The sequence below is a fragment of the Tranquillimonas alkanivorans genome (assembly GCF_900115595.1).
GTDB classification, from domain to species: Bacteria; Pseudomonadota; Alphaproteobacteria; order Rhodobacterales; family Rhodobacteraceae; genus Tranquillimonas; species Tranquillimonas alkanivorans.
Genome location: NZ_FOXA01000011.1, coordinates 18,905 through 42,198 on the forward strand (window position 1 = coordinate 18,905; position 23,294 = coordinate 42,198).

General features: G+C 67.1%; 28 protein-coding genes. 3 read left to right on the forward strand and 25 right to left on the reverse strand.

The features are described from left to right. Nucleotides 1–10 precede the first annotated feature (10 nt). The 24 genes from BM162_RS13485 to BM162_RS13600 form a co-directional block, all read right to left on the reverse strand. Complete coding sequence (locus BM162_RS13485) at nt 11–1,561, reverse strand: NADH-quinone oxidoreductase subunit M (protein WP_093422890.1); 1,551 nt, start codon at nt 1,559–1,561, stop codon at nt 11–13. After that, nucleotides 1,561–3,651, reverse strand: coding sequence for an NADH-quinone oxidoreductase subunit L (gene nuoL / locus BM162_RS13490; protein WP_093422892.1), 2,091 nt, complete (start codon nt 3,649–3,651; stop codon nt 1,561–1,563). The genes BM162_RS13485 and nuoL overlap by 1 nt, the downstream gene beginning before the upstream one ends. 5 nt (nt 3,652–3,656) lie before the next feature. After that, complete coding sequence (gene nuoK, locus BM162_RS13495) at nt 3,657–3,962, reverse strand: NADH-quinone oxidoreductase subunit NuoK (RefSeq protein ID WP_093422895.1); 306 nt, start codon at nt 3,960–3,962, stop codon at nt 3,657–3,659. Nucleotides 3,963–4,023: 61 nt separating this feature from the next. Next, the gene (locus BM162_RS13500; protein WP_093422897.1) at nt 4,024–4,638 is read right to left on the reverse strand and encodes an NADH-quinone oxidoreductase subunit J; all 615 of its coding nucleotides are present in this window, start codon (nt 4,636–4,638) and stop codon (nt 4,024–4,026) included. A gap of 42 nt (nt 4,639–4,680) precedes the next feature. Continuing rightward, the gene (nuoI, locus tag BM162_RS13505; protein ID WP_093422900.1) at nt 4,681–5,175 is read right to left on the reverse strand and encodes an NADH-quinone oxidoreductase subunit NuoI; all 495 of its coding nucleotides are present in this window, start codon (nt 5,173–5,175) and stop codon (nt 4,681–4,683) included. Nucleotides 5,176–5,177: 2 nt separating this feature from the next. Continuing rightward, on the reverse strand, nt 5,178–6,215 hold the full coding sequence (gene nuoH / locus BM162_RS13510) for an NADH-quinone oxidoreductase subunit NuoH (RefSeq protein ID WP_093422902.1): 1,038 nt from the start codon (nt 6,213–6,215) through the stop codon (nt 5,178–5,180). Between the two features lie 6 nt (nt 6,216–6,221). Next, nucleotides 6,222–6,620 carry a YNQ4 family lipoprotein gene (locus BM162_RS13515; protein ID WP_093422905.1) on the reverse strand — a complete coding sequence of 133 codons (399 nt, stop codon included), beginning with the start codon at nt 6,618–6,620 and terminating at the stop codon, nt 6,222–6,224. 5 nt (nt 6,621–6,625) lie between these two features. Next, nucleotides 6,626–8,647 carry an NADH-quinone oxidoreductase subunit NuoG gene (gene nuoG, locus BM162_RS13520; RefSeq protein ID WP_093422908.1) on the reverse strand — a complete coding sequence of 674 codons (2,022 nt, stop codon included), beginning with the start codon at nt 8,645–8,647 and terminating at the stop codon, nt 6,626–6,628. 1 nt (nt 8,648) lies between these two features. After that, complete coding sequence (locus tag BM162_RS13525) at nt 8,649–8,864, reverse strand: hypothetical protein (RefSeq protein ID WP_093422910.1); 216 nt, start codon at nt 8,862–8,864, stop codon at nt 8,649–8,651. Between the two features lie 39 nt (nt 8,865–8,903). Beyond that, nucleotides 8,904–9,215, reverse strand: coding sequence for a hypothetical protein (locus BM162_RS13530; RefSeq protein WP_093422913.1), 312 nt, complete (start codon nt 9,213–9,215; stop codon nt 8,904–8,906). Between the two features lie 2 nt (nt 9,216–9,217). Then, the gene (locus BM162_RS13535; RefSeq protein WP_143096159.1) at nt 9,218–9,625 is read right to left on the reverse strand and encodes a DUF5333 domain-containing protein; all 408 of its coding nucleotides are present in this window, start codon (nt 9,623–9,625) and stop codon (nt 9,218–9,220) included. A gap of 109 nt (nt 9,626–9,734) precedes the next feature. Further along, nucleotides 9,735–10,016, reverse strand: a complete 282-nt coding sequence (locus BM162_RS13540) for a putative antibiotic biosynthesis monooxygenase (protein ID WP_093422917.1) — start codon at nt 10,014–10,016, stop codon at nt 9,735–9,737. Between the two features lie 90 nt (nt 10,017–10,106). Next, a complete protein-coding gene (locus BM162_RS13545) occupies nt 10,107–10,454 on the reverse strand; it encodes a hypothetical protein (protein WP_093422920.1) in 348 nt (115 codons plus the stop codon). Continuing rightward, nucleotides 10,451–11,746, reverse strand: coding sequence for an NADH-quinone oxidoreductase subunit NuoF (gene nuoF / locus BM162_RS13550; RefSeq protein ID WP_093422922.1), 1,296 nt, complete (start codon nt 11,744–11,746; stop codon nt 10,451–10,453). The genes BM162_RS13545 and nuoF overlap by 4 nt, the downstream gene beginning before the upstream one ends. Nucleotides 11,747–11,759: 13 nt before the next feature. Next, nucleotides 11,760–12,023: a DUF5337 domain-containing protein gene (locus BM162_RS13555; RefSeq protein WP_439332836.1), complete on the reverse strand. Its 264-nt coding sequence runs from the start codon at nt 12,021–12,023 to the stop codon at nt 11,760–11,762. Nucleotides 12,024–12,043: 20 nt separating this feature from the next. After that, the gene (locus BM162_RS13560) at nt 12,044–12,280 is read right to left on the reverse strand and encodes a hypothetical protein (protein WP_093422924.1); all 237 of its coding nucleotides are present in this window, start codon (nt 12,278–12,280) and stop codon (nt 12,044–12,046) included. 50 nt (nt 12,281–12,330) lie between these two features. Next, entirely contained in the window at nt 12,331–13,560 is a 1,230-nt protein-coding gene (locus tag BM162_RS13565) for an NADH-quinone oxidoreductase subunit E (RefSeq protein WP_093422926.1), read from the reverse strand. 102 nt (nt 13,561–13,662) lie between these two features. Further along, nucleotides 13,663–14,874: an NADH-quinone oxidoreductase subunit D gene (locus BM162_RS13570; protein ID WP_093422929.1), complete on the reverse strand. Its 1,212-nt coding sequence runs from the start codon at nt 14,872–14,874 to the stop codon at nt 13,663–13,665. 1 nt (nt 14,875) lies between these two features. Continuing rightward, nucleotides 14,876–15,748, reverse strand: coding sequence for a sulfotransferase (locus BM162_RS13575; RefSeq protein WP_093422932.1), 873 nt, complete (start codon nt 15,746–15,748; stop codon nt 14,876–14,878). A gap of 2 nt (nt 15,749–15,750) precedes the next feature. Next, entirely contained in the window at nt 15,751–15,945 is a 195-nt protein-coding gene (locus tag BM162_RS13580; RefSeq protein ID WP_245759270.1) for a hypothetical protein, read from the reverse strand. Then, the gene (locus BM162_RS13585) at nt 15,942–16,556 is read right to left on the reverse strand and encodes an NADH-quinone oxidoreductase subunit C (protein WP_093422935.1); all 615 of its coding nucleotides are present in this window, start codon (nt 16,554–16,556) and stop codon (nt 15,942–15,944) included. The genes BM162_RS13580 and BM162_RS13585 overlap by 4 nt, the downstream gene beginning before the upstream one ends. A 3-nt stretch (nt 16,557–16,559) precedes the next feature. Continuing rightward, a complete protein-coding gene (locus BM162_RS13590; RefSeq protein ID WP_093422937.1) occupies nt 16,560–17,093 on the reverse strand; it encodes a NuoB/complex I 20 kDa subunit family protein in 534 nt (177 codons plus the stop codon). Next, complete coding sequence (locus tag BM162_RS13595; protein ID WP_093422940.1) at nt 17,084–17,449, reverse strand: NADH-quinone oxidoreductase subunit A; 366 nt, start codon at nt 17,447–17,449, stop codon at nt 17,084–17,086. The genes BM162_RS13590 and BM162_RS13595 overlap by 10 nt, the downstream gene beginning before the upstream one ends. A gap of 269 nt (nt 17,450–17,718) precedes the next feature. After that, nucleotides 17,719–18,384 (reverse strand): HAD-IA family hydrolase, encoded by a 666-nt coding sequence (locus BM162_RS13600; RefSeq protein ID WP_093422942.1) that lies wholly within the window; start codon nt 18,382–18,384, stop codon nt 17,719–17,721. Between the two features lie 121 nt (nt 18,385–18,505). Between BM162_RS13600 and glmU the strand changes: the two genes are divergently transcribed. Then, nucleotides 18,506–19,864 carry a bifunctional UDP-N-acetylglucosamine diphosphorylase/glucosamine-1-phosphate N-acetyltransferase GlmU gene (gene glmU / locus BM162_RS13605; protein WP_093422945.1) on the forward strand — a complete coding sequence of 453 codons (1,359 nt, stop codon included), beginning with the start codon at nt 18,506–18,508 and terminating at the stop codon, nt 19,862–19,864. Nucleotides 19,865–19,867: 3 nt separating this feature from the next. Beyond that, nucleotides 19,868–21,688: a glutamine--fructose-6-phosphate transaminase (isomerizing) gene (gene glmS / locus BM162_RS13610; protein ID WP_093422948.1), complete on the forward strand. Its 1,821-nt coding sequence runs from the start codon at nt 19,868–19,870 to the stop codon at nt 21,686–21,688. A 4-nt stretch (nt 21,689–21,692) separates the two neighbouring features. Here the strand turns inward: glmS and BM162_RS13615 are convergent, their stop codons facing one another. After that, on the reverse strand, nt 21,693–22,175 hold the full coding sequence (locus BM162_RS13615; protein ID WP_093423202.1) for a hypothetical protein: 483 nt from the start codon (nt 22,173–22,175) through the stop codon (nt 21,693–21,695). An 85-nt stretch (nt 22,176–22,260) separates the two neighbouring features. Between BM162_RS13615 and moaA the strand changes: the two genes are divergently transcribed. Further along, the gene (gene moaA / locus BM162_RS13620; RefSeq protein ID WP_218153098.1) at nt 22,261–23,268 is read left to right on the forward strand and encodes a GTP 3',8-cyclase MoaA; all 1,008 of its coding nucleotides are present in this window, start codon (nt 22,261–22,263) and stop codon (nt 23,266–23,268) included. The last annotated feature ends 26 nt before the right edge of the window (nt 23,269–23,294 follow it).

Sequence of the window (23,294 nt, forward strand, 5' to 3'; positions counted from 1 at the left end):
TCCGTGCCCTTTAGTGTTGCGCCGCCACGCGGGTCGCGGAGGTCAGATCCATGGCGGCCAGCGCGGTGCGATAGTCGAAGATCAGCGCCTCGACCGAGGGGCCGATGATGTCGGTGACCAGCGGCGGATAGACACCCAACAGGATCGTCATCGCCACCAGCGGGGCGAAGATCCAGCGTTCGCGGCTGGTCATGTCGGTGATCGAGCGCAGGCTCTCCTTGATTAGGTCGCCCAGCACGACGCGGCGATAGAGCCACAGCGCGTAGGCCGCCGACAGGATCACGCCGCTCGTCGCGACGGCCGCCACCCAGGTGTTGACCTGGAAGATGCCCACCAGCGTCAGGAATTCGCCCACGAAGCCGGACGTGCCCGGCAGGCCGACATTGGCGAAGGTGAACAGCATGAAGACGAAGGCATAGGCCGGCATCCGGTTCACGAGCCCGCCATAGGCGTCGATGTCGCGGGTGTGCATCCGGTCATAGACCACGCCGACACAAAGGAAGAGCGCGCCGGAGATGAAGCCGTGGCTGATCATCTGGAAGATCGCGCCGTCGACGCCCTGCTGGTTCGCGGCGAAGATGCCGGCGGTCACGTAGCCCATGTGCGCGACCGAGGAGTACGCGATCAGCTTTTTCATGTCGCTCTGCGCAAGCGCCACGAGCGAGGCATAGACGATCGCGATGGCCGACAGCCACAGGACCAACGGCGCCCAGATGTCCGAGGCCACCGGAAACATGGGCAGGTTGAAGCGCAGGAAGCCGTAGCCGCCCATTTTCAGAAGGATCGCCGCCAGCACGACCGACCCCGCTGTCGGCGCCTGCACGTGCGCGTCCGGCAGCCAGGTATGCACCGGCCACATCGGCATCTTCACGGCGAAGGACGCGAAGAAGGCGAACCACAGCAGCGTCTGAAGGCCGCCCAGAACGTGCATGCCCAGAATATCCATGCCGGCATAGCTGAAGTTGTGCGCCAACAGCGTCGGGATGTCCGTCGTGCCCGCATCGGCGTACATGGCAATCATCGCCACCAGCATCAGCACCGACCCGAGGAAGGTGTAGAGGAAGAACTTGAACGCGGCGTAGATGCGCTCTTTCCCGCCCCAGATGCCGATGATCAGGAACATCGGGATAAGGCCGGCCTCGAAGAACAGGTAGAAGAGCACCAGGTCCAGCGCCATGAAGACGCCAAGCATCAGCGTCTCGAGCACCAGGAACGCGATCATGTATTCCTTCACGCGCGTCGTGACGTCCCAGCACGCTAGGATCACCAGCGGCATCAGGAACGTGGTCAGCATCACGAACAGCACGCTGATGCCGTCGACGCCCATCTTGTAGGTCAGGCCCAGCAGCCACTCGCGCTCTTCCACGAACTGGAAGCCGCCGTCGGGGTCGAAGCCGAACAGGATGAACAGCGACAGCACGAAGCTCGCCGTCGTGGCGATCAGCGCCAGGTACTTGGCGTTCTTCTGCGCTGCGGCATCGTCTCCGCGCAGGAACAGCGCGAGGATCGCCGCGCCGACCAGCGGCAGGAAGGTGACGATGGAAAGTAGCGAGTTCGTCATCATTCAGCTCCGCCGAACAGCGTCACCCAGGTGAGCAGGACCGCGATCCCGAGCACCATGGCGAAGGCATAGTGGAACACGTACCCCGACTGCGCCCGGGCCGCGAGCCGCGTGAAGTAGGGCACGATGCCCATGGCCAGCCCGTTGATCCCGCCGTCGATCACGCCGCCGTCGCCGCGTCGCCACAGGAAGCGGCCGACCGACCGCGCTGGCCGCACGAAGATCACGTCGTAGAGCTCGTCGAAGTACCACTTGTTGAGAAGGAAAAGGTAGATCGGCCGCTGGTTCTCCGCGAGCTTCGCGGGCCAGTCCGGGCGGCGGATGTACATCTGATAGGCCAGCACGAGGCCGATGAGCATGGCGAAGAACGGCGACGCCTTGACCCAGACGGTGGCGTGGTGCGCCTCGTCCATCACGTGGTTGTCGGGATGGATGTAGATCGCTCCGGCGCCCGGGATCGGCACGTCCACCGCGCCGGTATTCTGAACCGGTTCGGTCACGGCCTCGGCCAGGTCCTGCTCTTCGCCGTGGTCGCCCTCGACCGTCTCGTGCACCACGGGGATGCCGAAGAACTCGTACACTTCCTCGTGCTCGCCGAAGAACGAACCGAACCAGATCATGCCCGAGAACACGGCCCCCAGCGCCAGCACACCGAGCGGCGCGAGCATCACCTTGGGCGACTCGTGCGCGTGATCGTGCGTGTGGCGGTTGCCGCGCGGTTCGCCGAAGAAGGTCAGGAACATCAGGCGCCAGGAATAGAAGCTCGTCATCGCGGCGGCGATCACCAGCAGCCAGAACGCATAGGTTCCCGCTCCCGAGTGTGCGCCCCAGGCGCTTTCGATGATCGCGTCCTTCGACAGGAAGCCGGCGAAGCCGATATGGGTCAGCGGGATGCCAACGCCGGTGATGGCGAGCGTCCCGATCATCATAGCCCAGAAGGTGTAGGGGAATTTCTTCCGCAGCCCACCGTAGTTCCGCATGTCCTGCTCGTGGTGCATCCCGTGGATGACAGAGCCGGCGCCAAGGAACAGCATCGCCTTGAAGAACGCGTGCGTGAAAAGGTGGAACATCGCGGCCGAGTAGACGCCCACGCCCGCGGCCACGAACATGTAGCCCAGCTGCGAACAGGTCGAGTAGGCGATCACGCGCTTGATGTCGTTCTGCACCAGACCCACCGTTGCCGCGAAGAACGCGGTCGTCGCCCCGAGGATCGTGATGAAGGCGGTCGCGGTGGGCGCGAACTCCATGATGGGCGACATGCGGCAGACCAGGAAGACCCCGGCGGTCACCATGGTCGCGGCGTGGATCAACGCCGACACCGGCGTCGGACCCTCCATCGCGTCGGGCAGCCAAGTGTGCAGCAGAAGCTGCGCCGACTTGCCCATCGCGCCGATGAACAGAAGCAGCGCCACGACCTCGGCCGCGTTCCACTCGCCCCACAGGAATGTCAGTTGCGTCTGGGCGATCTCGGGCGCGGCGGCGAAGATCGTGTCGAAGTTGATCGAGTCGACCAGGAAGAAGAGAGCAAAGATGCCGAGCGCGAAGCCGAAGTCGCCGACCCGGTTTACCACGAAGGCCTTGATCGCCGCGGCGTTTGCCGACGGCTTGCGATAGTAGAACCCGATCAAAAGGTACGAGGCGACGCCCACGCCTTCCCAGCCGAAGAACATCTGAACCAGGTTGTCGGCCGTCACCAGCATGAGCATGGCGAAGGTGAAGAACGACAGGTAGGCAAAGAAGCGCGGGCGATAAGGCTCGTCGTCGCGGAAGTTCGCGTCGTGCGCCATGTAGCCGAAGCTGTAGAGGTGCACGAGCGCCGAGACCGTGGTGACCACGATCAGCATGATCGCCGTCAGCCGGTCCAGCCGGATGGCCCAGTCGGTTGACAGCGATCCGCTTTCGATCCAGCGCAGGATCTGGATCTGGTGGGTTTCGCCGTCATGGGCGAAGAACACGATCCACGACAGAAGGCAGGCAAGGAACAGTAGGCCGGTGGCCGTCCACTGCGCCGCCTTCTCGCCGATGAAGCGATGGCCGAAGCCGCAGATGATCGCACCGATCAGCGGCGCGAATAGGATGATGGTCGCCACGTCGATCAGCCTTTCATCACGTTTACGTCTTCCACGTCGATCGTTCCGCGGTTGCGGAAGAAACAGACGAGGATAGCCAGGCCGATCGCCGCCTCGGCGGCGGCCACGGTCAGCACGAACAGGGTGAAGACCTGTCCGACCAGATCGCCCAGATAGGCCGAGAAGGCCACCAGGTTGATGTTCACGGCCAGCAGCATCAGCTCGATCGACATCAGGATGATGATGATGTTCTTGCGGTTCAGGAACAGGCCGAAGATGCCGATCACGAACAGCGCCGCGGCAACGCTGAGATAGTGTTCAAGTCCGATCATCTGGTCCCGTCCTTTCCGATCCGTCCCGATGTTCCGTCACGTTTCACTCGTTCCGCCTGCGTCACAGCCCCTGCCCCGGTTTGACGTCCTTGAGTTCCATCGCCTTCTTCGGGTCGCGGTACATTTGCGCCAGCACGTCCTGCCGCTTGACGTTTTCGCGGTGGCGCAGCGTCAGCACGATGGCCCCGATCATCGCCACCAGCAGCACGAGGCCGGCGAGCTGGAAGAGGATCAGGTAGTCGTCGTAAATGATCTGGCCCAGAAGCCGGGTGTTGTGCGTATCGCCGATCATCTCGGGCACGGCGAGGCGCAGCGCCTCGGCCTCTTCCGAGACCTGCCAGACCCCGAAGGCCAGGCCCAGCTGCATCAGCACGACCACGCCGATCAGCAACGCCAGCGGCATGTACTTCGCCATCTCGGCCTTAAGCTCGGCAAAGTCGACGTCAAGCATCATGACCACGAAAAGGAACAGCACCGCGACGGCGCCGACATAGACGATGACCAGGAGCATCGCGACGAACTCGGCCCCCAGCAGCACGAAAAGCCCGGCCGAACTGAGGAAGGCGAGGATCAGCCAGAGCACCGAGTGCACGGGATGGCGCGCGATGACGGTGAACAGGCCGGCGGCCACCACCGTGATCGCGAACAGGTAGAATGCGAAATCCGCGACGAACATTGTCTCGTTCCCTTGTCTTCCGGCCTCTGGCGGGCCGCTCGGTCAGCGGTAGGGCGCGTCCAGCTCGATGTTGCGCGCGATCTCGGCTTCCCACCGCTCGCCGTTCAACAGGAGCCGTTCCTTGTTGTAGTAGAGTTCTTCCCGCGTCTCAGTGGAGAACTCGAAGTTTGGCCCCTCGACGATGGCATCCACCGGGCAGGCTTCCTGGCAGAACCCGCAATAGATGCACTTCGTCATGTCGATGTCGTAGCGCGTCGTGCGGCGGCTGCCGTCCTCGCGCGGCTCGGCGTCGATGGTGATGGCCTGCGCGGGGCAGATCGCCTCGCACAGCTTGCAGGCGATGCAGCGCTCTTCCCCGTTGGGATAGCGGCGCAGCGCGTGTTCGCCGCGAAACCGCGGCGACAGCGGCCCCTTCTCGTGCGGGTAGTTCACCGTCGCCTTGGGCGCGAAGAAATAGCGAAAGCCCAGGGCGAACCCCTTGAAGATGTCGAAGAGCAGGAAATAGCGCCCTGCCCGGGCATAGTCGATCTTGGCCATGATCAGCCTCCCACCATCCAGCGGGCATAGGCGCCGCCGAACAGTTCGAAATGAGCGAAGAAGGACACCAGCACCACCCAGGCCAGGCTGAAGGGCAGGAACACTTTCCAGCCCAGCCGCATGAGCTGGTCGTAGCGATAGCGCGGGACGATGGCCTTCACCATCGCGAAGAGGAAGAAGAAGAACGCCATCTTGGCGACCATCCACAGCGCGCCGTCGGGCAGCCCCGGGATCGGCGACAGCCAGCCGCCGAAGAACAGCAGCGACGTCAGCGCGCACATCAGGAAGATCGCGATGTACTCGCCCGCCATGAACAGAAGGAACGGCGTCGAGGAGTATTCGACCTGGTAACCGGCGACGAGTTCGGATTCGGCCTCGGGCAGGTCGAAGGGCGGGCGGTTCGTCTCGGCCAGGCACGAGATGAAGAACAGGAACACCATCGGCAGGTGCGGCAGCCAGTACCAGTTGAACAGGCCGAAATCGCCGTCCTGCGCCCGCACGATGTCACCGAAGTTCAGCGACCCGGTCGAGATGATGACGCCCACGATGATCAGGCCGATCGACACTTCGTAGCTGATCATCTGCGCCGCCGAGCGCAGCGAACCCAGGAACGGGTACTTCGAGTTCGACGCCCAGCCGCCCATGATCACGCCATAGACCTCGAGCGAGGAGATGGCGAAGACGTACAGGATAGCCACGTTGATGTCCGCCAGCACCCAGGTGTCGTTGAACGGGATCACCGCCCAGGCGATCATCGCCAGCACAAACGACATCATCGGCGCCAGGAGGAACACGAAGCGGTCCGCCCCGGCCGGGATCACGATCTCTTTCAGCACGTACTTGAGCGCGTCGGCCACCGATTGCAGGATGCCGAAGACGCCGACCACGTTCGGTCCGCGCCGCATCTGGACCGCGGCCCAGATTTTGCGGTCGCCGTAGACCATGAACAGCAGCGAGATCATCACGAACCCGATGACAAGCAGCCCCTGCGCGGCGATCAGGAGCGTGATCCCCAGGCCCGTATCGAAGAAATCAGACATCCGTCCTCACACCGTCGGTATTCCGCTCGCGACGCAGGCCTCCACGACGACCTCGGCGTCGAGTGTCCTCGCCCCGTCGGGCAGCGTCGGCGAGACCGTGTAAACCGCATCTCCCCGCCAAAGGCCACCCTCTTCGTCCACATTCGTACGCACGTGTCGCGCGAAGCCGAAGCCCCGGATCAGCGCATACTGCGCCGCCGCGCACTCTGCATAGGCGCCCACGTCGTCCGCGCTTCGCGCGCCGCGCATCTCGACCAGGAAGTTGACCAGATCGGCGTCAAGCAGCCGCGTCTGGACCCCCTCGTACCTCGGAGCGAAGGCCGCCCGTGCGGCCTCCGGCCCGTCTGTTGCGCCCGTGCAGGCCGCCACCGCGCCCGCCAGGACCGTCGCGACAGAAGCCCGCACGCCGCTTACTCCGCCGCGATCTGGCCCTGGACGCGCGCCTTGGCGTTCGCGCTGAGCTGCGCCATCAGCTGGCTTGCCCGGGTGATCGGGTTGACGAGGTAGTGGTCGGCCAGCGCCGGCGCGAAGGCCGCCAGCCCCGGCTCGGCCGCCGGCAGGGGCTGCCACGCGTTCTCGGGCACCTCGTCGATCAGCGACAGATGCGGATGCGCCGCCACCAGCGCCTTGCGCAGCTGCGCCAGCGAGTCAAACGGCAGCGCCTGCCCCATCTCGCCCGACAGCGCCCGAAGGATCGCCCAGTTCTCCTTGGCCTCGCCCGGTGCGAAGCCGGCACGCAGCGCAAGCTGCGGGCGCCCCTCGGTGTTGACGAACAGTCCCTGTTCCTCGGTCCAGGCGGCGGCGGGCAGGATCACGTCGGCGCGGTGCGCGCCCCGGTCGCCGTGGCTGCCCTGGTAGATCACGAAGGGGCCGTCGGCGATCTCGATCTCGTCGGCGCCGAGGTTGAAGACAACCTCCGCCCCGTCCAGCGCACCCTCGACGCCGCCCTCGCTCACGGCGTCGACGTCCATCGCGCCCACGCGGCCGGCGGCGGTGTGCAGGACAAGCAGACCTGAATTCGACGCCTCGGCCATCTTCATCGCCTGGCTCAGCACCGCCTCGCCATCGGCACGGCGCAGCGCGCCCTGCCCGACGATCACGACGCTCGGCTTCGCCTTCGCCTCGTCGCTGACCTGCTCGTCGGACATGCGCGCCAGCGCGTCCGGGGTGTCACCGGCGTGGTAGTAGTCGTAGGTTAGGTCGACCTTCGGGCCGACCATCGCGACCTCGGCCCCGCGCAGCCACGCCTTGCGGATGCGCGCGTTGAGGACCGGCGCCTCGTGCCGGGGATTCGTGCCCACCAGCAGGATCATCTTCGCTTCGTCGATATCCTCGATCGACGCCGTCCCGACGTACGCCGAGCGGTTGCCGGCCGGCAGCTTGGCGCCGTCCGTGCGGCACTCGACGCGGCCGCCCTGCCCCTCGACCAGTTGCTTGAGCGCGTACGCTGCCTCGACCGAGGCCAAGTCGCCGACGAGCCCCGCGACGGTCTTGCCCTTCATCGCGTTTGCCGCCTTCGACAGCGCCTCGGGCCAGGTGGCGGGGCGCAACTTGCCGTTCTCGCGCACGTAGGGCCGATCGAGCCGCTGGCGGCGCAGCCCGTCCCAGACGAAGCGCGACCGGTCGGCCAGCCATTCCTCGTTGATGCCGTCGTGGTTGCGCGGCAGGATGCGCATGACCTCGCGCCCCTTGGTATCCACGCGGGTGTTCGAGCCGAGCGCGTCCATCACGTCGATCGTCTCGGTCTTCGACAGCTCCCACGGACGCGCGGTGAAGGCATAGGGCTTCGACGTCAGCGCGCCCACCGGGCACAGGTCGATGATGTTGCCCTGCATCTCGGAATCGAGCGTCGCGCCAAGATACGACGTGATCTCGGAATCCTCGCCACGGCCGGTCTGGCCGAGTTCGGGGATGCCGGCGACCTCAGTGATGAACCGGACGCAGCGCGTGCACGAGATGCAGCGCGTCATGTGCGTGCCGACAAGCGGCCCGAGATCGAGGTTGGCCACCGCCCGCTTCGGCTCGCGGTAACGCGAGAAGTCGACGCCGTAGGCCATCGCCTGGTCCTGCAGGTCGCACTCGCCGCCCTGGTCGCAGATGGGGCAATCGAGCGGGTGGTTGATGAGCAGGAACTCCATCACCCCTTCGCGCGCCTTCTTCACCATCGGCGAGTTGGTCTTCACCTCGGGCGGCGCGCCTTCGGGCCCCGGGCGCAGGTCGCGGACCTGCATGGCGCAGGACGCGGCGGGCTTCGGCGGGCCGCCGACAACCTCGACCAGACACATCCGGCAGTTACCGGCGATCGACAGACGCTCGTGATAGCAGAAGCGCGGGATCTCGATGCCCGCTTCCTCGCACGCCTGGATCAGCGTCATGGCGGGATCGACCTCGATCTCGCGCCCGTCGATGATGATTTTCCGGAGGTCGCTCATTCTATGCCTCTATCTCCGCCGCCAGCCGAAGCGATGCGCCGCCCTGCGGCGCCCCCCGGTCCTGCGACCCGTTGTCCTGCGCCGACGACCGTTCACCGCATCCCAGTTCGGCCCGCGTCACCTGGAGGACGCGCTCGATCCGGCCAAGCCGCGCCCGGATCGACCGGGACTCGCCCGGCCGCCGCGAAAAGGGGACCACGTTGTCGGACACCGTCATGCGCCGTATCCCTTCAGAACTCGTAAACCGCGCCGCGCCTCACCGGCAGACGCCCTTGAACATGTACCCGCTGATCCGGACGTCGGCGTAGCGGTCGACGTCGGTGAAGCTAATCTTGTTCGTGTCGAACGCGTCGAGGCAGTAGGCCCCCGCGGTCCGGATGGCAACGGCCCGCGCAGAGTCGAGCGTCGCGATGTTGGGATAGATCCACACTCCGAAGCTGCCGTCCGCGTCCCTGAGGACCAGGTGGCCCTGCGGGTCATCCCAAGCCCCCGGGATCATCGACACGTCGTGGGCGAAGGCCCCGGCGGGAAGCACGGCGAGTGCGGCGGACATCAGGATTCGGCGCATGGTCACTTACTCCTCAGCAGTCGCCCGGCCGCGGTGTCGCGGGCGATTTCCTCGCGCCCCACGGCGCAATAGCCCTCCGGGTTCGCCGGTGTGGCGCCTCGGGCGGCGAGGTCGGCGCGGATGCGATCCTCCAGCGCATTCTTGGCGGCCTTCGCGTGCTGGAGGGCGTCGATCTGCTGTTCGCTGTAGCCGGCCTCGCGCGCATAGCTCTTCAGCGAATTCAGGTAGCTCCAGGCGCGGATGAGACGAGGCGAGATCGTCGGGCAATTCTTCCGGATCTCGTCGGCCAGCCCTATAGCGTAGAAGCCCTGAACCACGACCGGGTTCTTCTCGATCGGGGGGAGCGCGGCGGCCGCGCCCGGGGTGGCCAGCGCCACGGCCAGCAAGGCGGCTTTTATGGTGATGCTCATGCTCTGCTCCATGTTCGGTCCGGCTGTCCGCACACTCCGAAGCTTCGCCCGTGGCCGGGGTCGTCCCCTCTTGGCGCGTTCGGCCCGAATATGCAAGGCGGCGCGCCGATCAGCCGCGCGCGTCCTCGGGGTTCGGACCCGGCACATCGCGCGCCTGGTCCATCTTCAGCTCGGCCGGCGTCTCGCCCTTGGCGCGGGCGATCATCGCCTCGACCCGCGGCGCGGCGACCACGCTGATCAGCGGCACGGTCAGCGCGGTCGAGATCAGTATCTCGAGCCACAGCGGCACCTCGATGCCGAACCAGACGAACAGATAGCTGAACAGCAGGACGCTGGGATAGACGCAAAGCCAGATGAGAAAGCTCAGGACGAATTGATCGCGCTTGGTCACGGAGGGGCCTTTCGGTGTGCGAGGGTTTCCGCCCCGCGAGCATAGCGCGCCACGTGCCCGCGTCACGCCCTACCCGCGCCTCGCCCCGCGTCAGCGCGCGGTGCAGCGCCCTTGGAAGGTGAGAACCGAACCGTCGCGCGCCGCGGCCCAGTCGCCGGTCGCGGGGTCGCGCACCCACGTCTTGTCCGAAGCCCCGAAGGTCCCGAGGCAATAGCGCGTCGCCTCGAACCGCACGGCTTCTCGTACGGCGTCGACGCCGGCGGTCCCGGCATCGACCGCGACGGCGAATTTGCGCGACATGCTGTCGGCCAGAAGCTCGGCCTCGAACGGGAAGGCCACTTCGCTTGCCATCCGCGTGCCGCCGATGCCCAGCCGGTCGCCGATCCCGCAGGCCGGAAGCAGCGCCACCAGCAGAAGAGAGACCGCCGCGCGCCTCATTCCGCGGCGACGGCGCTGACGCGGCCGGTGCGCTTGTGCTTGATGCGGTCCTCGATCTCGTCCCGGAAGTGCCGGATCAGGCCCTGGATCGGCCAGGCAGCCGCGTCGCCGAGCGCGCAGATCGTGTGCCCCTCGACCTGCTTGGTCACGTCGAGCAGCATGTCGATCTCGGCCGGCTCGGCGTCGCCCTTCACCAGGCGGTCCATGACGCGCATCATCCAGCCCGTACCCTCGCGGCACGGCGTGCACTGGCCGCAGCTTTCGTGCTTGTAGAACTTCGACAACCGCCAGATCGCCTTGATGATGTCCGTGGACTGATCCATCACGATCACCGCCGCCGTGCCCAGGCCCGAGCGCTGCTCCTTGAGCCAGTCGAAATCCATGATGCCCTCGCGCATCACGCTGCCGGGCAGAAGCGGGACTGAGGAGCCTCCGGGGATCACGGCCTTGAGGTTGTCCCAGCCGCCACGGATGCCGCCGCAGTGCCGGTCGATCAGTTCCTCGAACGAGATCGACATCTCTTCCTCGACCACGCAGGGGTTGTTCACGTGACCCGACACGGCGAAGACCTTGGTGCCCGCGTTGTTCGGACGACCGAAGCCCGCGAACCACTCGGGCCCGCGCCGCAGGATCGTGGGGACGACCGCAATCGACTCGACGTTGTTCACCGTGGTCGGGCACCCATACAAGCCTGCGCCCGCCGGGAAGGGCGGCTTCATGCGCGGCATGCCCTTCTTGCCTTCGAGGCTTTCCAGCAGCGCCGTTTCCTCGCCGCAGATATAGGCGCCCGCGCCGTGGTGCAGGTACAGGTCGAAGTCCCAGCCCGACCCGGCGGCGTTGCGGCCCAGCAGCCCGGCATCGTAGGCCTCGTCGATGGCGGCCTGAAGCGCCTCGCGTTCGCGGATGTACTCGCCGCGGATATAGATATAGCAGGCATGCGCGTTCATGGCGAACGACGCGATCAGGCAGCCCTCGATCAGCGTGTGCGGATCGTGGCGCATGATCTCGCGGTCCTTGCAGGTGCCCGGCTCGGATTCGTCCGCGTTCACCACAAGATAGGCCGGGCGCCCGTCACTCTCCTTCGGCATGAAGGACCACTTGAGCCCCGTCGGAAAACCCGCGCCGCCACGCCCGCGCAGGCCGCTGGCCTTCATCTGGTCGATGACCCAGTCCCGCCCCTTGCCGATGATCCCGGCGGTGCCGTCCCAGTGGCCGCGCTTCCTCGCGCCTGCGAGCGTGCGCTCGTGCATGCCGTAGAGGTTGGTGAAAATGCGGTCCTGATCGCTCAGCATGTCGAACCCGTTCCTAGTTGTCCCGGCGCTTGCGCCAGATCTGATATGTCACGATGAGCGCCCAGACGAATCCCGCCAGCGCCAGCAGGTCGAAGAGGAAGACGAAACGCGCCGGCAGGCCCAGTTCGCCGCCCAGCCACTGCCCCGCCATCCACAGGATCATCACCGCGGCGATCACGATCGCCACGAGCCGCGCCTGCCGCGCGAGTGCCCTGTCGTCGTCCCGGCCCTCGGCCATCGCGTCTGCCTTTCCGCGCCGCCGCCCCGGCGGCGCCATTCATCATCGTTGTCCGGCGCCTATTCCGACCGGTTCACCGGTCCGCGCCTTGCCTCCAGGTCCACCGGCCGCTGCGGCCTGCGGTGAAAGCCAAGGTAGAGCACCAGCGCCACCACCGCGGCCACCGCCAGCGCAAGGAAGAAAGCCGGCGAAAAGGTGAAACCGCCGATCACGGTCAGCAAGAGGTAGGCCACCACGAAGACGGTCGCGGCGAGCGTGCCCGTCAGTATCAGCGTGCCCCGGGTCTGCTTGGCCATGCGCTCTCTCCTTCGCGTCTTGCCGCTCCGGACCGTAATCTAGCGCCCGATCAGTCCTCTGTCTTGCGTTGCGTCACGATCTCGTTCGCCTGCCCCACCCAGTCGTCGCGGATGGCACGGCCGCGGAAGCTGCCCAGCTGGTCGTCGAGCCACGCCAGTTCCTCGGCATTCAGCGCCGCAAGCTGGTCGAAATGGTAGATTCCCAGCTCGTTGAGCTGCGTCGCCACCTTCGGCCCCACGCCCCGCAGCTGTTGCAGGTCGTCTGCCTTGCCGCCGCGCGGCGCGTCCAGCGTCGCGGGCTTGGTGCGCGCGGTCGGCGCCACGCCCTCGGCGCCCCCGGCGTCGGTCCTGGGGGCGGCGGCGTCCTGCGTCGGCATGCCCTCGGACGGCTGCCCCTCGTCGGGACGGGCGCGGTCGCCGGCATGGGCTTCCTGCTTGGTGATGCCCGTCTCGTCCGCCGGCCGGTCGGCCGAGGGTTTGGGCCCTGGCGTCGGAGCCGAGGTCGGCCCTGGCATGACACTGGGTGCCACGAGATCGTCCTGCGGCGGCACCTCGCCCTCGGCGGCGGTCTCGCCCTTGCGCCACGGCGTGATCAGCGGCACCTCGGTTCCGTCGATGCGCTTGATCGTGTCGCCGATCCGGCGGGCCAGCGCGACCGAGGCGTTGCCTTTTTCCCGGCCCTGCTCATACTCGGCAAGGCTCGTCAGGCCGCCCGCGGGTTCCGAGGCATAGCGGCCGTTCTGAGGCCCAGGCGGCGGCACGCGGCCCGCGGCCATCTCGTCGATGATCCAGGCCAGTTTCTCCTCGGTCAGATCCTCGTAGTAATCCTTGCCGATCTGCGCCATCGGAGCGTTCGCGCAGGCGCCCAGGCATTCGACCTCTTCCCACGAGAACTTGCCGTCCGCCGACAGCTGGTGCGCCTTCGGCGCGATCTTGTCCTTACAGACGCCGATCAGGTCCTCGGCGCCGCAGATCATGCAGGACGTGGTGCCGCAGATCTGGATGTGCGCCACGCTGCCCACAGGTTGCAGCTGGAACATGAAGTAGAAGGTCGCGACCTCGAGCACCCGGATATATGCCATGTCCAGCATCCGGGCGACTTCCTCCATAGCCGGACGGCTCAGCCAGCCCTCCTGCTCCTGCGCGCGCCACAGAAGCGGGATCACGGCGCTGGCCTGACGTCCCTCGGGATACTTGGTGATCTGCGCCTCGGCCCAGGCCTTGTTGTCTGGCGTGAAGGCGAAGCTTTCGGGCTGGTCGTGATACAGTCTGCGGAGCATCGGTCGTCTTTCAGAAAGGCTTGCTGACCCTTGGACGGGCGGCGGACGCGGCGGCGCCCCGGGCCGGAGTAGTCACACCGAACCGAAGGCGCAAGACAGAGGTCACCGGTCGACGCCGCCGAACACCACGTCGAGCGTCCCGATGATGGCCGACACGTCGGCCAGCTGGTGTCCGCGCGACACGTGGTCCATCGCCTGCAGGTGAAGGTAATCGGGCGAGCGCAGCTTCACCCGGTACGGCTTGTTCGTTCCGTCGGCCACGAGGTAGACTCCGAACTCGCCCTTGGGCGCCTCGACGGCGGCATAGATCTCGCCCTCGGGGACGTGGAAGCCCTCGGTATAAAGCTTGAAGTGGTGGATCAGCGCTTCCATAGAGGTCTTCATGTCGCCGCGCTTGGGCGGGCTGATCTTGCCACGGTGGATGACGGGACCGGGCTCGTGCCGCAGCTTCTCGCAGGCTTGCTTGATGATCTTGGTCGACTCGCGCATCTCGGCCATGCGGACGAGGAAGCGGTCGTAGCAGTCGCCGTTCTTGCCCACGGGGATCTGGAAGTCGAACTCGTCGTAGCATTCGTAGGGCTGCGCACGGCGCAGGTCCCAGGCCAGCCCCGAGCCGCGCACCATGACGCCCGAGAAGCCCCAGTCCTGAATCTCCTCCTCGTTCACCACGCAGATATCGGCGTTGCGCTGCTTGAAAATCCGGTTCTCGTTCAGCAGCCCCTCGAGGTCGTCGAGCACGTTGGGGAAATGGTCGGCCCACTCGTCGATATCGTCGATGAGCTGCGGCGTCAGGTCCTGGTGGACACCGCCGGGACGGAAATACGCGGCATGCATCCGCCCGCCCGAGGCGCGTTCGTAGAACACCATGAGCTTCTCGCGCTCTTCGAAGCCCCAAAGCGGGGGCGTCAGGGCGCCCACGTCCATGGCCTGCGTGGTGACGTTCAGAAGGTGATTCAGGATGCGCGTGATCTCTGAGTACAGCACCCGGATGATCTGTGCCCGGCGCGGCACCGGCGTGTCGGTCAGCCGCTCGATCGCCAGGCAATAGGCGTGCTCCATGCACATCGGGCTGACATAGTCGAGCCGGTCCAGATACGGCAGGTTCTGGAGGTACGTCCGGCTTTCCATCAGCTTCTCGGTCCCGCGGTGCAGCAGGCCGATATGCGGGTCGCACCGCTCGACGATCTCGCCGTCGAGCTCGAGCACCAGGCGAAGAACCCCGTGCGCCGCGGGGTGCTGCGGGCCGAAGTTGATGTTGAAGTTGCGGATCTTCTGCTCGCTCGTCAGAGCGTCGTCGAAGTTCTGTCCGTCCATGTCAGACCCTCACCATGTTCGCCTGCCATGCCTCGGGCAGGCGGCCCGCCCAGCGGGCCACGAAGTCGTATTGCGGCGCCAGCCATTCCCGCGCCTTCGCGCGCAGTCCCTCTGGCATGTCCATCGGCGCGCCCGCGTGCACGCGGCGCGCGGCATCCGGCGCCATCGGCGCGAGGCCGAGAAAGCGGCAGAGCCGCGCCAGCCCCTCGGAAGAGAACATCTCCTCGTAAAACATCACCAGCCGCTTGGCGGGTGCCACCGCGGCACTCAACCTACCCAGCGCAGCGGCATAGTCGCCCCGCGCCTCGATCTCGGTCTCCTCGCCCCGCAGGGTGCGGCGAAGGATGTTCTTCGCACGCTGAGGGTCGAGCGGGCCGCCCCCGCGCCGCTTGGCGATCATCCGGACGTGCGACCACAGCCGCGCCACGGGGTCGCGCAGCAGGTAGACGAAGCGCACGTCGGCCGTCAGCCCCGCCATGGCCCGCAGCCGGTCCGCCGGAAGCAACGCGTAGGCCGGCGTCAAGTCGCCGATCACCCGGCGCTCGCCGCGCCCCTCGGACAGGTATCCGAGATAGGCGTCGCGGTCCTCCCCCCGCCGCAGCACATCGAGCCACGCCGCGCGATCCGCGATCTTCCGCCTCAGCTCGGGCGCACGATCGGCCGGAGCGCCGGGAAGCCGGCCCTCGAACTGCGCCTTCATCGCCTCGGTCTGCGCGACCTCGCGGTCCAGCTCGCCCTTCTCCAGCGCATCGAAATAGTGCAGCTCCTTGATGCTGCGCAGGTGGCAATCGGGGTGCGCGGCCAGCGTCTCATACAGCCAGCTCGTGCCCGCCTTGGTCGCGCCCACGCAGAACATCAGGGTCGGCTTGCCCATGCTCACCCGCCCTGCCGGTCGCGGAACTCGTCGCGGAACGCGATGATCCACAACAGGATCAGCGCGCCCACCGGCAGGATCGCCAGCAGCGCGACGGGCGCGGGAAGGCCGTAGCGCGGCAGCAGCTTCCAGAACGGGATGACGGTCAGCGCCGCCAGCACCACGAACCAGATCAGACCGCCGCCGTAGCCCATCATTTGTCGGCGCCCTGCGTCGCCTTGTCGTCGCCCGGCAGGATGTAGTCGGCCCCTTCCCAGGGCGACATGAAGTCGAACTGCCGGTATTCCTGCACCAAGCGCACCGGTTCGTAGACGACGCGCTTCTGCACCTCGTCATAGCGCACCTCGGTGTAGCCCGTGGTCGGGAAATCCTTGCGCAACGGGTGCCCGCGGAAGCCATAGTCGGTGAGGATCCGCCGCAGGTCCGGGTGGCCCGAGAACAGGATGCCGAACATGTCGAAGATCTCGCGCTCGAACCAGTTCGCCGAGGAATGCACATTCACCAGCGACGGCACCATGTCCTCTTCGCGCGCGGCGAGCCGCAGGCGGATACGCTGGTTCTGGTACATCGACAGGAAGTGGTAAACGACGTCGAACCGCGCCTCGCGCGCCGGGTGGTCGACCGCGGTGATGTCGACTAGCGTGGTGAACTTGCAGGTCCGGTCGGACTTTAGGAACTCGACGAAGGACACCAGCGACGAGGGCGACACCTCGACCGTCAACTCGCCGCGGGCGATGTGCCACGACAGGATGCAGTCCGGACGCTTGGCCTCGATATGGGTTCCAAGCTCTCTCAGGGCTTCAGTCATGGCTTACCTCGTGATCGTGCCGGTGCGGCGGATCTTGCGCTGGAGCTGAAGCAGCCCGTAAAGCAGCGCCTCAGCGGTCGGCGGACAGCCCGGCACGTAGACGTCCACCGGAACGATCCGGTCGCAGCCACGCACCACGCTGTAGCTGTAGTGATAGTATCCCCCGCCGTTGGCGCAGGAGCCCATCGAGACGACATAGCGCGGCTCGGGCATCTGGTCGTAAACCTTGCGCAGCGCCGGGGCCATCTTGTTGGTCAGCGTGCCCGCCACGATCATCAGGTCGGACTGCCGCGGAGAGGCGCGCGGCGCCATGCCGAACCGCTCGAGGTCGTAGCGCGGCATCGAGGTGTGCATCATCTCGACCGCGCAGCACGCCAGGCCGAACGTCATCCAGTGCAGCGACCCGGTGCGGGCCCAGTTGATGATGTCATCGGTCGAGGTCAGCAGGAAGCCCTTGTCCTGCAGCTCCTTGTTCAGGGTCTGCGTCGTGACTTCCTTGTCGGGGCCGGCATCATAGGCAGCGGTGCTCACTCCCATTCCAGCGCTCCTTTCTTCCATTCATAGGCGAAGCCCACCGTAAGGACCGCGAGGAACGCCATCATCGACCAGAACGCCACATCGGTCATCACCGGGAACGCCACGGCCCACGGGAACAGGAAGGCGATCTCGAGGTCGAAGATGATGAAAAGGATCGAGACGAGATAGAAGCGCACGTCGAACTTCATTCGCGCGTCATCGAAAGCGTTGAAGCCGCATTCATAGGCGCTGACCTTCTCGGGGTCGGGCGAACGCACGGCGACGATCGCGGCGGCGGCGATCAGGATCAGGCCAAGCGCGACGGCCAGGCCCAGAAAGATCAGGATGGGGAGGTACTCCAGCAGCATCTCTTCCACGAGGGGCTCCTTTCACGCGGCACGCCCGCGCATGTCCAGTCGGTTGAGGGTTTAGACCTGCACCCCGGAAGGGTCAACCGAAGCTGCTGCGGATTCAGCGCGCCGCCCGGTCCCGCTTTCCCCGTATTTTCCGCACTTGCGCCCGCTGCCGGGCCGCGCCTGCGGCCAAGGTGCCGCACCCCGATCAACTGGCGGTAAGGCCGGATGCCGATCGCCGCCCTCTGCCATGCGGCCCGCGGATTTTCGTCGAAAATTCGCGCATCTCGCGCTCAGCCGATCAGCCGCGCGACCTCGGCGGGCAGATCGTCGAAATGCGCCAGCAGCCCGTCCGGCTCGAGCTCTGCCACCGCCTCGCCGTCGGGCCCGAAGGTGACCAGGAGGCAGGCGCAGCCGGCCGCCTGCGCCGTCTTCCGGTCCGTCACCGTGTCTCCCACCAGCACCGTGTGCGCCATGTCGCCACCAGCACGGCTCACCGCCTCGCGCAGCGGGCCGGGATCGGGCTTGCGCACCGTCAGCGTATCCGCCCCGATGAGCGAGCCGAACCACTCCCGCGCCTCCAGCCGCGCCAGCAGCGTCTCGGCCAGCCCCTCGGGCTTGTTCGTGCAGATACCGACCTTGTAGCCGTCGGCCCGCAGCCGGGCGATCGCCTCGGCCGCGCCGGGATAAAGCGTCGTCTCCACGCAGATGTTCTCGCCGTAGCTGTCCAGCAGCAGGGGATACTGCTCGTCCACGTGCCCCGCGCCGTAGTCCGCGTTCAAGCGCGAGAACCCCAGCTCAAGCATCGCCCGCCCGCCCCGGAACGCCGTGGCCTTGTCGGCCACCGGGTCGAGCAGGTCGCCATGGCCCAGCCCGCGGAAACAGGCGTTGGCCGCCGCGATCAGGTCGGCGCCGGTATCGGCGAGCGTGCCGTCGAGGTCGAAGATCACGGTGCGCATATATCACTCCCGGGCGGTTGCCTGCCGGATGTAACCTGCCGAAAGGAAGTTTGATCCGCAGCCCCTTGTCGCACCTGAACCAAAGAGTAGAAGACGGGCGAGACAACGACACGGACAGTGAATGGCGCATCACCTGATCGTCCTGGCCGCCGGCCAGGGCACCCGCATGCAATCCGACAAGCCGAAGGTTCTTCACGAGGTGGGGCATGCCCCCCTCTTCGCCCATGCCCTCGCCTCGGGCGCGGCGCTCGAGCCCGAGCGCACGGTGCTCGTCGCCGGCCACGGGGCCGAGGCGGTGCGAGGCGCGGCGGGCGATATCGATCCCGGCATCGACGTCGTGGTGCAGGAAACGCAGGAGGGCACCGCCCACGCCGTCGCGCAGGCCCGCACCGCGCTCGACGGCGCGACAGGCGATGCATTCGTGCTTTACGGCGACACGCCTTTCATCCGGCCCGAAACGCTCCAGAAGATGGCCGAGGCGCGGGCCGCCGGGCACGCGGTCGTCGTGCTGGGCTTCGAGGCCGCCGACCCCGGCCGCTACGGCCGCCTCGTGGTCGAGGGCGACGCGCTGACCCGGATCGTGGAGTTCAAGGACGCGACCGAGGCCGAACGCGCGATCACGCTGTGCAATTCCGGCGTCGTGGCCGCCGACGTCTCGGTCCTGTTCGACCTGATCGACGCGGTGGGCAACGACAATGCCAGCGGCGAGTACTACCTCACCGACATCGTCGAGATCGCCCGCGCCCGTGGCCTGAGCGCCACCGCAGTCACCTGCGACGAGGCCGAGACGATGGGCGTGAACACCCGCGCCGACCTTGCCGCCGCCGAGGCCGAGTTCCAGCGCCGCAAGCGCACCGAGATGCTCGACAACGGCGTGACGCTGACCGCGCCCGAGACGGTGTTCTTCGCCTTCGACACCTGGGTGGGCCGCGACGCCGTGATCGAGCCGCACGTGGTCTTCGGCCCCGACGTGACGGTCGAATCCGGCGCCACGATCCGCGCCTTCAGCCATCTCGAGGGCTGCCATGTCGGCGGCCAGGCCGTCGTCGGCCCGTATGCCCGCCTGCGCCCCGGCGCGGAGCTGTCGAACGGCGCGAAGGTCGGCAACTTCGTCGAGATCAAGAACGCCGAGATCGGCGAGGGCGCGAAGGTCAACCACCTCAGCTATATCGGCGACGCCACCGTGGGCGAGGCCGCCAATATCGGCGCGGGCACCGTCACCTGCAATTACGACGGTGTCTTCAAGCACCGCACCGAGATCGGCGCCCGCGCCTTCATCGGCTCGGACACCATGCTGGTCGCCCCCGTGCGCGTGGGCGACGGCGCGATGACCGGCAGCGGCTCGGTCATCACCCGCGACGTGCCCGATGCCGCCCTCGGGCTGGGCCGGGCCCGGCAGGAGAACAAGGACGGCTTCGCCAGGAAGCTCTTCGAAAAGCTGACGGCCCGGAAGGCCGCGAAAAACAACGGGGCAGTGTAAGAGATGTGTGGAATCGTTGGCGTTCTCGGCACCCATGAAGCGGCGCCGATCCTCGTCGAGGCGCTCAAGCGTCTGGAATACCGCGGCTACGACAGCGCCGGCATCGCCACGGTGTCCGGCGGGCGGCTCGACCGCCGCCGCGCCGTCGGCAAGCTGGTGAACCTGCAGGACCTGCTGGTGCACGACCCGCTGCCGGGCAAGTCCGGCATCGGCCACACCCGCTGGGCCACCCACGGCGCGCCGACCGAGGGCAACGCCCATCCCCACCGCGCCGGCCCCGTGGCGGTCGTGCACAACGGCATCATCGAGAATTTCGGTGAGCTGCGGGCCGAACTGTCGCAGCTGGGCTACGACTTCGGCACCGAGACCGACACCGAGACGATCGCGCTTCTGGCGCAGCACCACATGGATCGGGGTCTCGGCCCGCGCGAGGCGGCCGAGCAGACCATCGCCCGGCTGCGCGGCGCCTTCGCGCTCGCCTTCCTTTTCGACGGCGAGGAGGACCTGATCATCGCCGCGCGCAAGGGCTCGCCGCTGGCCATCGGGCACGGCGAGGGCGAGATGTACGTCGGCTCGGACGCCATCGCGCTCGCCCCCATGACAGACCGCATCACCTATCTCGAGGAAGGCGACCGCGCCGTGGTCACCCGCGCGGGCGTCGACATCGTGGACGCCGCCGGCCGCGCCGTCGAGCGCCCGGTCAAGACCATCGCCCGCGATGCGGCGCAGGTCGACAAGGGCGGCCACAAGCACTGGATGGCCAAGGAGATCGCCGAGCAGCCGACAGTGCTGGCCGACGCGCTGGCGCATTACCTGCCCGAGGGCGCGAAGGGCGTGAACCTGCCCGGCGTCGACCTGGACTTCGCCGGCGTCGACCGCATCGTGATGGTCGCCTGCGGCACGGCCTTCTACGCCTGCCAGACGGCGAAGTACTGGTTCGAGCAGCTCGCCCGCATCCCCGTCGAGGTCGATATCGCCTCCGAGTTTCGCTATCGCGAACCACCCCTGGGCGACAACACGCTGGCAATCTTCGTCAGCCAGTCGGGCGAGACGGCAGATACCCTCGCCGCCCTGCGCTATTGCGCCGACAAGGCCAAGATCCTGTCGGTCGTGAACGTTGCGGAAAGCTCGATTGCGCGCGAAAGCGACGTGGCGCTGCCGATCCTGGCGGGGGCCGAGATCGGCGTGGCCTCGACCAAGGCCTTCACCTGCCAACTCACCGTGCTGGCGCTGCTGGCGCTCAAGGCCGCGCAGGACCGCGCCGCCCTGCCCGCCGAGACGCTGGCACAGCACGTGGGCAACCTGCGCCTGCTGCCCGGCCGCATCGCGCGCGCGCTCGACGCGGGCGAGGCGATCCGCGAGCTGTCGTGGGAGCTGGCCGAAGCGTCGGACGTGCTGTTCCTGGGCCGCGGCCCGATGTACCCGCTGGCGCTGGAAGGCGCGCTGAAGCTAAAGGAAATCAGCTACATCCATGCCGAGGGCTACGCCTCGGGCGAACTCAAGCACGGCCCGCTGGCACTCGTGGACTCGACGCTGCCCGTCATCGTCATGGCCCCGCGCGACGGGCTTTTCGACAAGACGATCTCGAACGTGCAAGAGGTCATGGCCCGCGGCGGCCGGGTGCTGCTGATCACCGACGCCGAGGGCGCGGCCGAAGCGTCGGCGGGCGCGTGGCACGTGCTCGAGATGCCGTCTGTCCCGCCGATCTTCGCACCCATTCTCTATGCCGTGCCGGCGCAGCTTCTGGCCTATCACACCGCCATCGCCAAGGGCACCGACGTGGACCAGCCGCGCAACCTCGCAAAGTCGGTGACGGTGGAGTAGGCGCCTACTGCGCGTAGACCACGAGCGTGGGGAGGTCGGTCAGCGGCGCCTCGAGCAGGCGAAGCGCCGCAAGCGACACCTGACTGCCCGCGGTCGCGGGGCCGTCACGCGGAATCAGATCGACCTGCGCGCTCTTGCCCGTGGCCGGATACTCGATCCGGCCGGGCTGGCGCGCCTCCACCAGCGGCGTCCGGATCCACAGCCCCGGCTCGCCCGGATCGCCCAGCGAGGCGACGGTCTCGCCCAACCGGGTTTCTCCCCCTTGTGCAGGCGCGGCGGCGGCGGCGCGCTGTTCGGGTGTGGTCGTGTCGAACTCCTCGGCCGTCCGCGCCGCGGGCGGAGGCGGCGGCGCGACGGCAGCCGTCTGCTGCGGCGGTGGGGCGGCCATGGCGTTCGGCTCCCCGCCCTGCCCGTTCGGCCCGCTGGCACAGGCGGACAGCGCGAAAAGGATGACGAACGGGGCGGCGGCGCGCAGAATGATGCTCATACGCGAAAGCCTAGCTCGCGGCCTCGTGTCCGGCAACGCGACGCGGCGCTTGCGGCAAGGCTCTGCTGCAACTAGGTCTGTATACATGACGAAACCGCTCATCGACCCGTACCTGCGCCCGATCTCGTACCTGCGAGTCTCGGTCACCGATCGCTGCGACTTTCGCTGCGTGTACTGCATGTCCGAGAACATGACCTTCCTGCCGAAGAAAGAGCTTCTGACGCTGGAAGAGCTTGACCGCATGTGCTCGGCCTTCGTGAAGCTCGGCGTGAAGAAGCTGCGCATCACCGGCGGCGAGCCGCTGGTGCGGCGGGACATCATGACGTTCTTCCGCTCGATGAGCCGGCACCTCGACTCCGGCGACCTGAAAGAACTGACGCTGACGACCAACGGCTCGCAGCTCGCCCGCTTCGCCGACGATCTGTATGCCGCCGGCGTGCGCCGGGTGAACGTGTCGCTCGACACGCTGGACGAGCAGAAGTTCGCGGACATCACCCGCTGGGGCCGCCTGCCGCAGGTGCTCAAGGGCATCGATGCGGCGCAAAACGCAGGGCTGAGGGTGAAGATCAACGCGGTGGCGCTGAAGGGCTTCAACGAGGACGAGCTGTTCTCGATGACCGAATGGTGCGCCGCGCGCGACATCGACCTCACCTGGATCGAGGTCATGCCGATGGGCGACATCGGCAACGAGGACCGCTTGGGCCAGTACTGGTCGCTGAAGGACGTGCGCGCCGCGCTCGCCGAGCGTTACACCGTCACCGACACGCCCGAACGCTCGGGCGGACCGGCCCGCTATGTCCGGCTCGAGGAGACGGGCCAGAAGATCGGCTTCATCACGCCGCTCAGCCACAATTTCTGCGAAAGCTGCAACCGCGTGCGCCTGACCTGCACCGGCGAGCTGTTCATGTGCCTGGGGCAAGAAGACAAGGCCGACCTGCGCAAGCCGCTGCGCGAGTTCCCCGGCGACGACCGCGCGCTCGAGAACGCGATCCGCGCGGCCATCGCGCTCAAGCCCAAGGGCCACGACTTCGACTATTCGCGCCAGCGCCTCGACGGACAGGTGTCGCGCCACATGAGCCACACCGGCGGCTGACCCACCGAATTTTCGACGAAAGTTTG

Excerpts from the sequence above, each read along its gene's own strand:
- BM162_RS13485 (WP_093422890.1), bottom strand. The coding sequence starts at position 1,561 with ATGACGAACTCGCTACTTTCCATCGTCACCTTCCTGCCGCTGGTCGGC.
- nuoK (WP_093422895.1), bottom strand. The coding sequence starts at position 3,962 with ATGATCGGACTTGAACACTATCTCAGCGTTGCCGCGGCGCTGTTCGTG.
- BM162_RS13500 (WP_093422897.1), bottom strand. The coding sequence starts at position 4,638 with ATGTTCGTCGCGGATTTCGCATTCTACCTGTTCGCGATCACGGTGGTG.
- nuoI (WP_093422900.1), bottom strand. The coding sequence starts at position 5,175 with ATGGCCAAGATCGACTATGCCCGGGCAGGGCGCTATTTCCTGCTCTTC.
- nuoH (WP_093422902.1), bottom strand. The coding sequence starts at position 6,215 with ATGTCTGATTTCTTCGATACGGGCCTGGGGATCACGCTCCTGATCGCC.
- nuoG (WP_093422908.1), bottom strand. The coding sequence starts at position 8,647 with ATGAGCGACCTCCGGAAAATCATCATCGACGGGCGCGAGATCGAGGTC.
- BM162_RS13525 (WP_093422910.1), bottom strand. The coding sequence starts at position 8,864 with ATGACGGTGTCCGACAACGTGGTCCCCTTTTCGCGGCGGCCGGGCGAG.
- BM162_RS13530 (WP_093422913.1), bottom strand. The coding sequence starts at position 9,215 with ATGCGCCGAATCCTGATGTCCGCCGCACTCGCCGTGCTTCCCGCCGGG.
- BM162_RS13535 (WP_143096159.1), bottom strand. The coding sequence starts at position 9,625 with ATGAGCATCACCATAAAAGCCGCCTTGCTGGCCGTGGCGCTGGCCACC.
- BM162_RS13545 (WP_093422920.1), bottom strand. The coding sequence starts at position 10,454 with ATGAGGCGCGCGGCGGTCTCTCTTCTGCTGGTGGCGCTGCTTCCGGCC.
- nuoF (WP_093422922.1), bottom strand. The coding sequence starts at position 11,746 with ATGCTGAGCGATCAGGACCGCATTTTCACCAACCTCTACGGCATGCAC.
- BM162_RS13555 (WP_439332836.1), bottom strand. The coding sequence starts at position 12,023 with ATGGCGCCGCCGGGGCGGCGGCGCGGAAAGGCAGACGCGATGGCCGAG.
- BM162_RS13560 (WP_093422924.1), bottom strand. The coding sequence starts at position 12,280 with ATGGCCAAGCAGACCCGGGGCACGCTGATACTGACGGGCACGCTCGCC.
- BM162_RS13565 (WP_093422926.1), bottom strand. The coding sequence starts at position 13,560 with ATGCTCCGCAGACTGTATCACGACCAGCCCGAAAGCTTCGCCTTCACG.
- BM162_RS13570 (WP_093422929.1), bottom strand. The coding sequence starts at position 14,874 with ATGGACGGACAGAACTTCGACGACGCTCTGACGAGCGAGCAGAAGATC.
- BM162_RS13575 (WP_093422932.1), bottom strand. The coding sequence starts at position 15,748 with ATGGGCAAGCCGACCCTGATGTTCTGCGTGGGCGCGACCAAGGCGGGC.
- BM162_RS13580 (WP_245759270.1), bottom strand. The coding sequence starts at position 15,945 with ATGATGGGCTACGGCGGCGGTCTGATCTGGTTCGTGGTGCTGGCGGCG.
- BM162_RS13585 (WP_093422935.1), bottom strand. The coding sequence starts at position 16,556 with ATGACTGAAGCCCTGAGAGAGCTTGGAACCCATATCGAGGCCAAGCGT.
- BM162_RS13590 (WP_093422937.1), bottom strand. The coding sequence starts at position 17,093 with ATGGGAGTGAGCACCGCTGCCTATGATGCCGGCCCCGACAAGGAAGTC.
- BM162_RS13600 (WP_093422942.1), bottom strand. The coding sequence starts at position 18,384 with ATGCGCACCGTGATCTTCGACCTCGACGGCACGCTCGCCGATACCGGC.
- glmU (WP_093422945.1), top strand. The coding sequence starts at position 18,506 with ATGGCGCATCACCTGATCGTCCTGGCCGCCGGCCAGGGCACCCGCATG.
- glmS (WP_093422948.1), top strand. The coding sequence starts at position 19,868 with ATGTGTGGAATCGTTGGCGTTCTCGGCACCCATGAAGCGGCGCCGATC.
- BM162_RS13615 (WP_093423202.1), bottom strand. The coding sequence starts at position 22,175 with ATGAGCATCATTCTGCGCGCCGCCGCCCCGTTCGTCATCCTTTTCGCG.
- moaA (WP_218153098.1), top strand. The coding sequence starts at position 22,261 with ATGACGAAACCGCTCATCGACCCGTACCTGCGCCCGATCTCGTACCTG.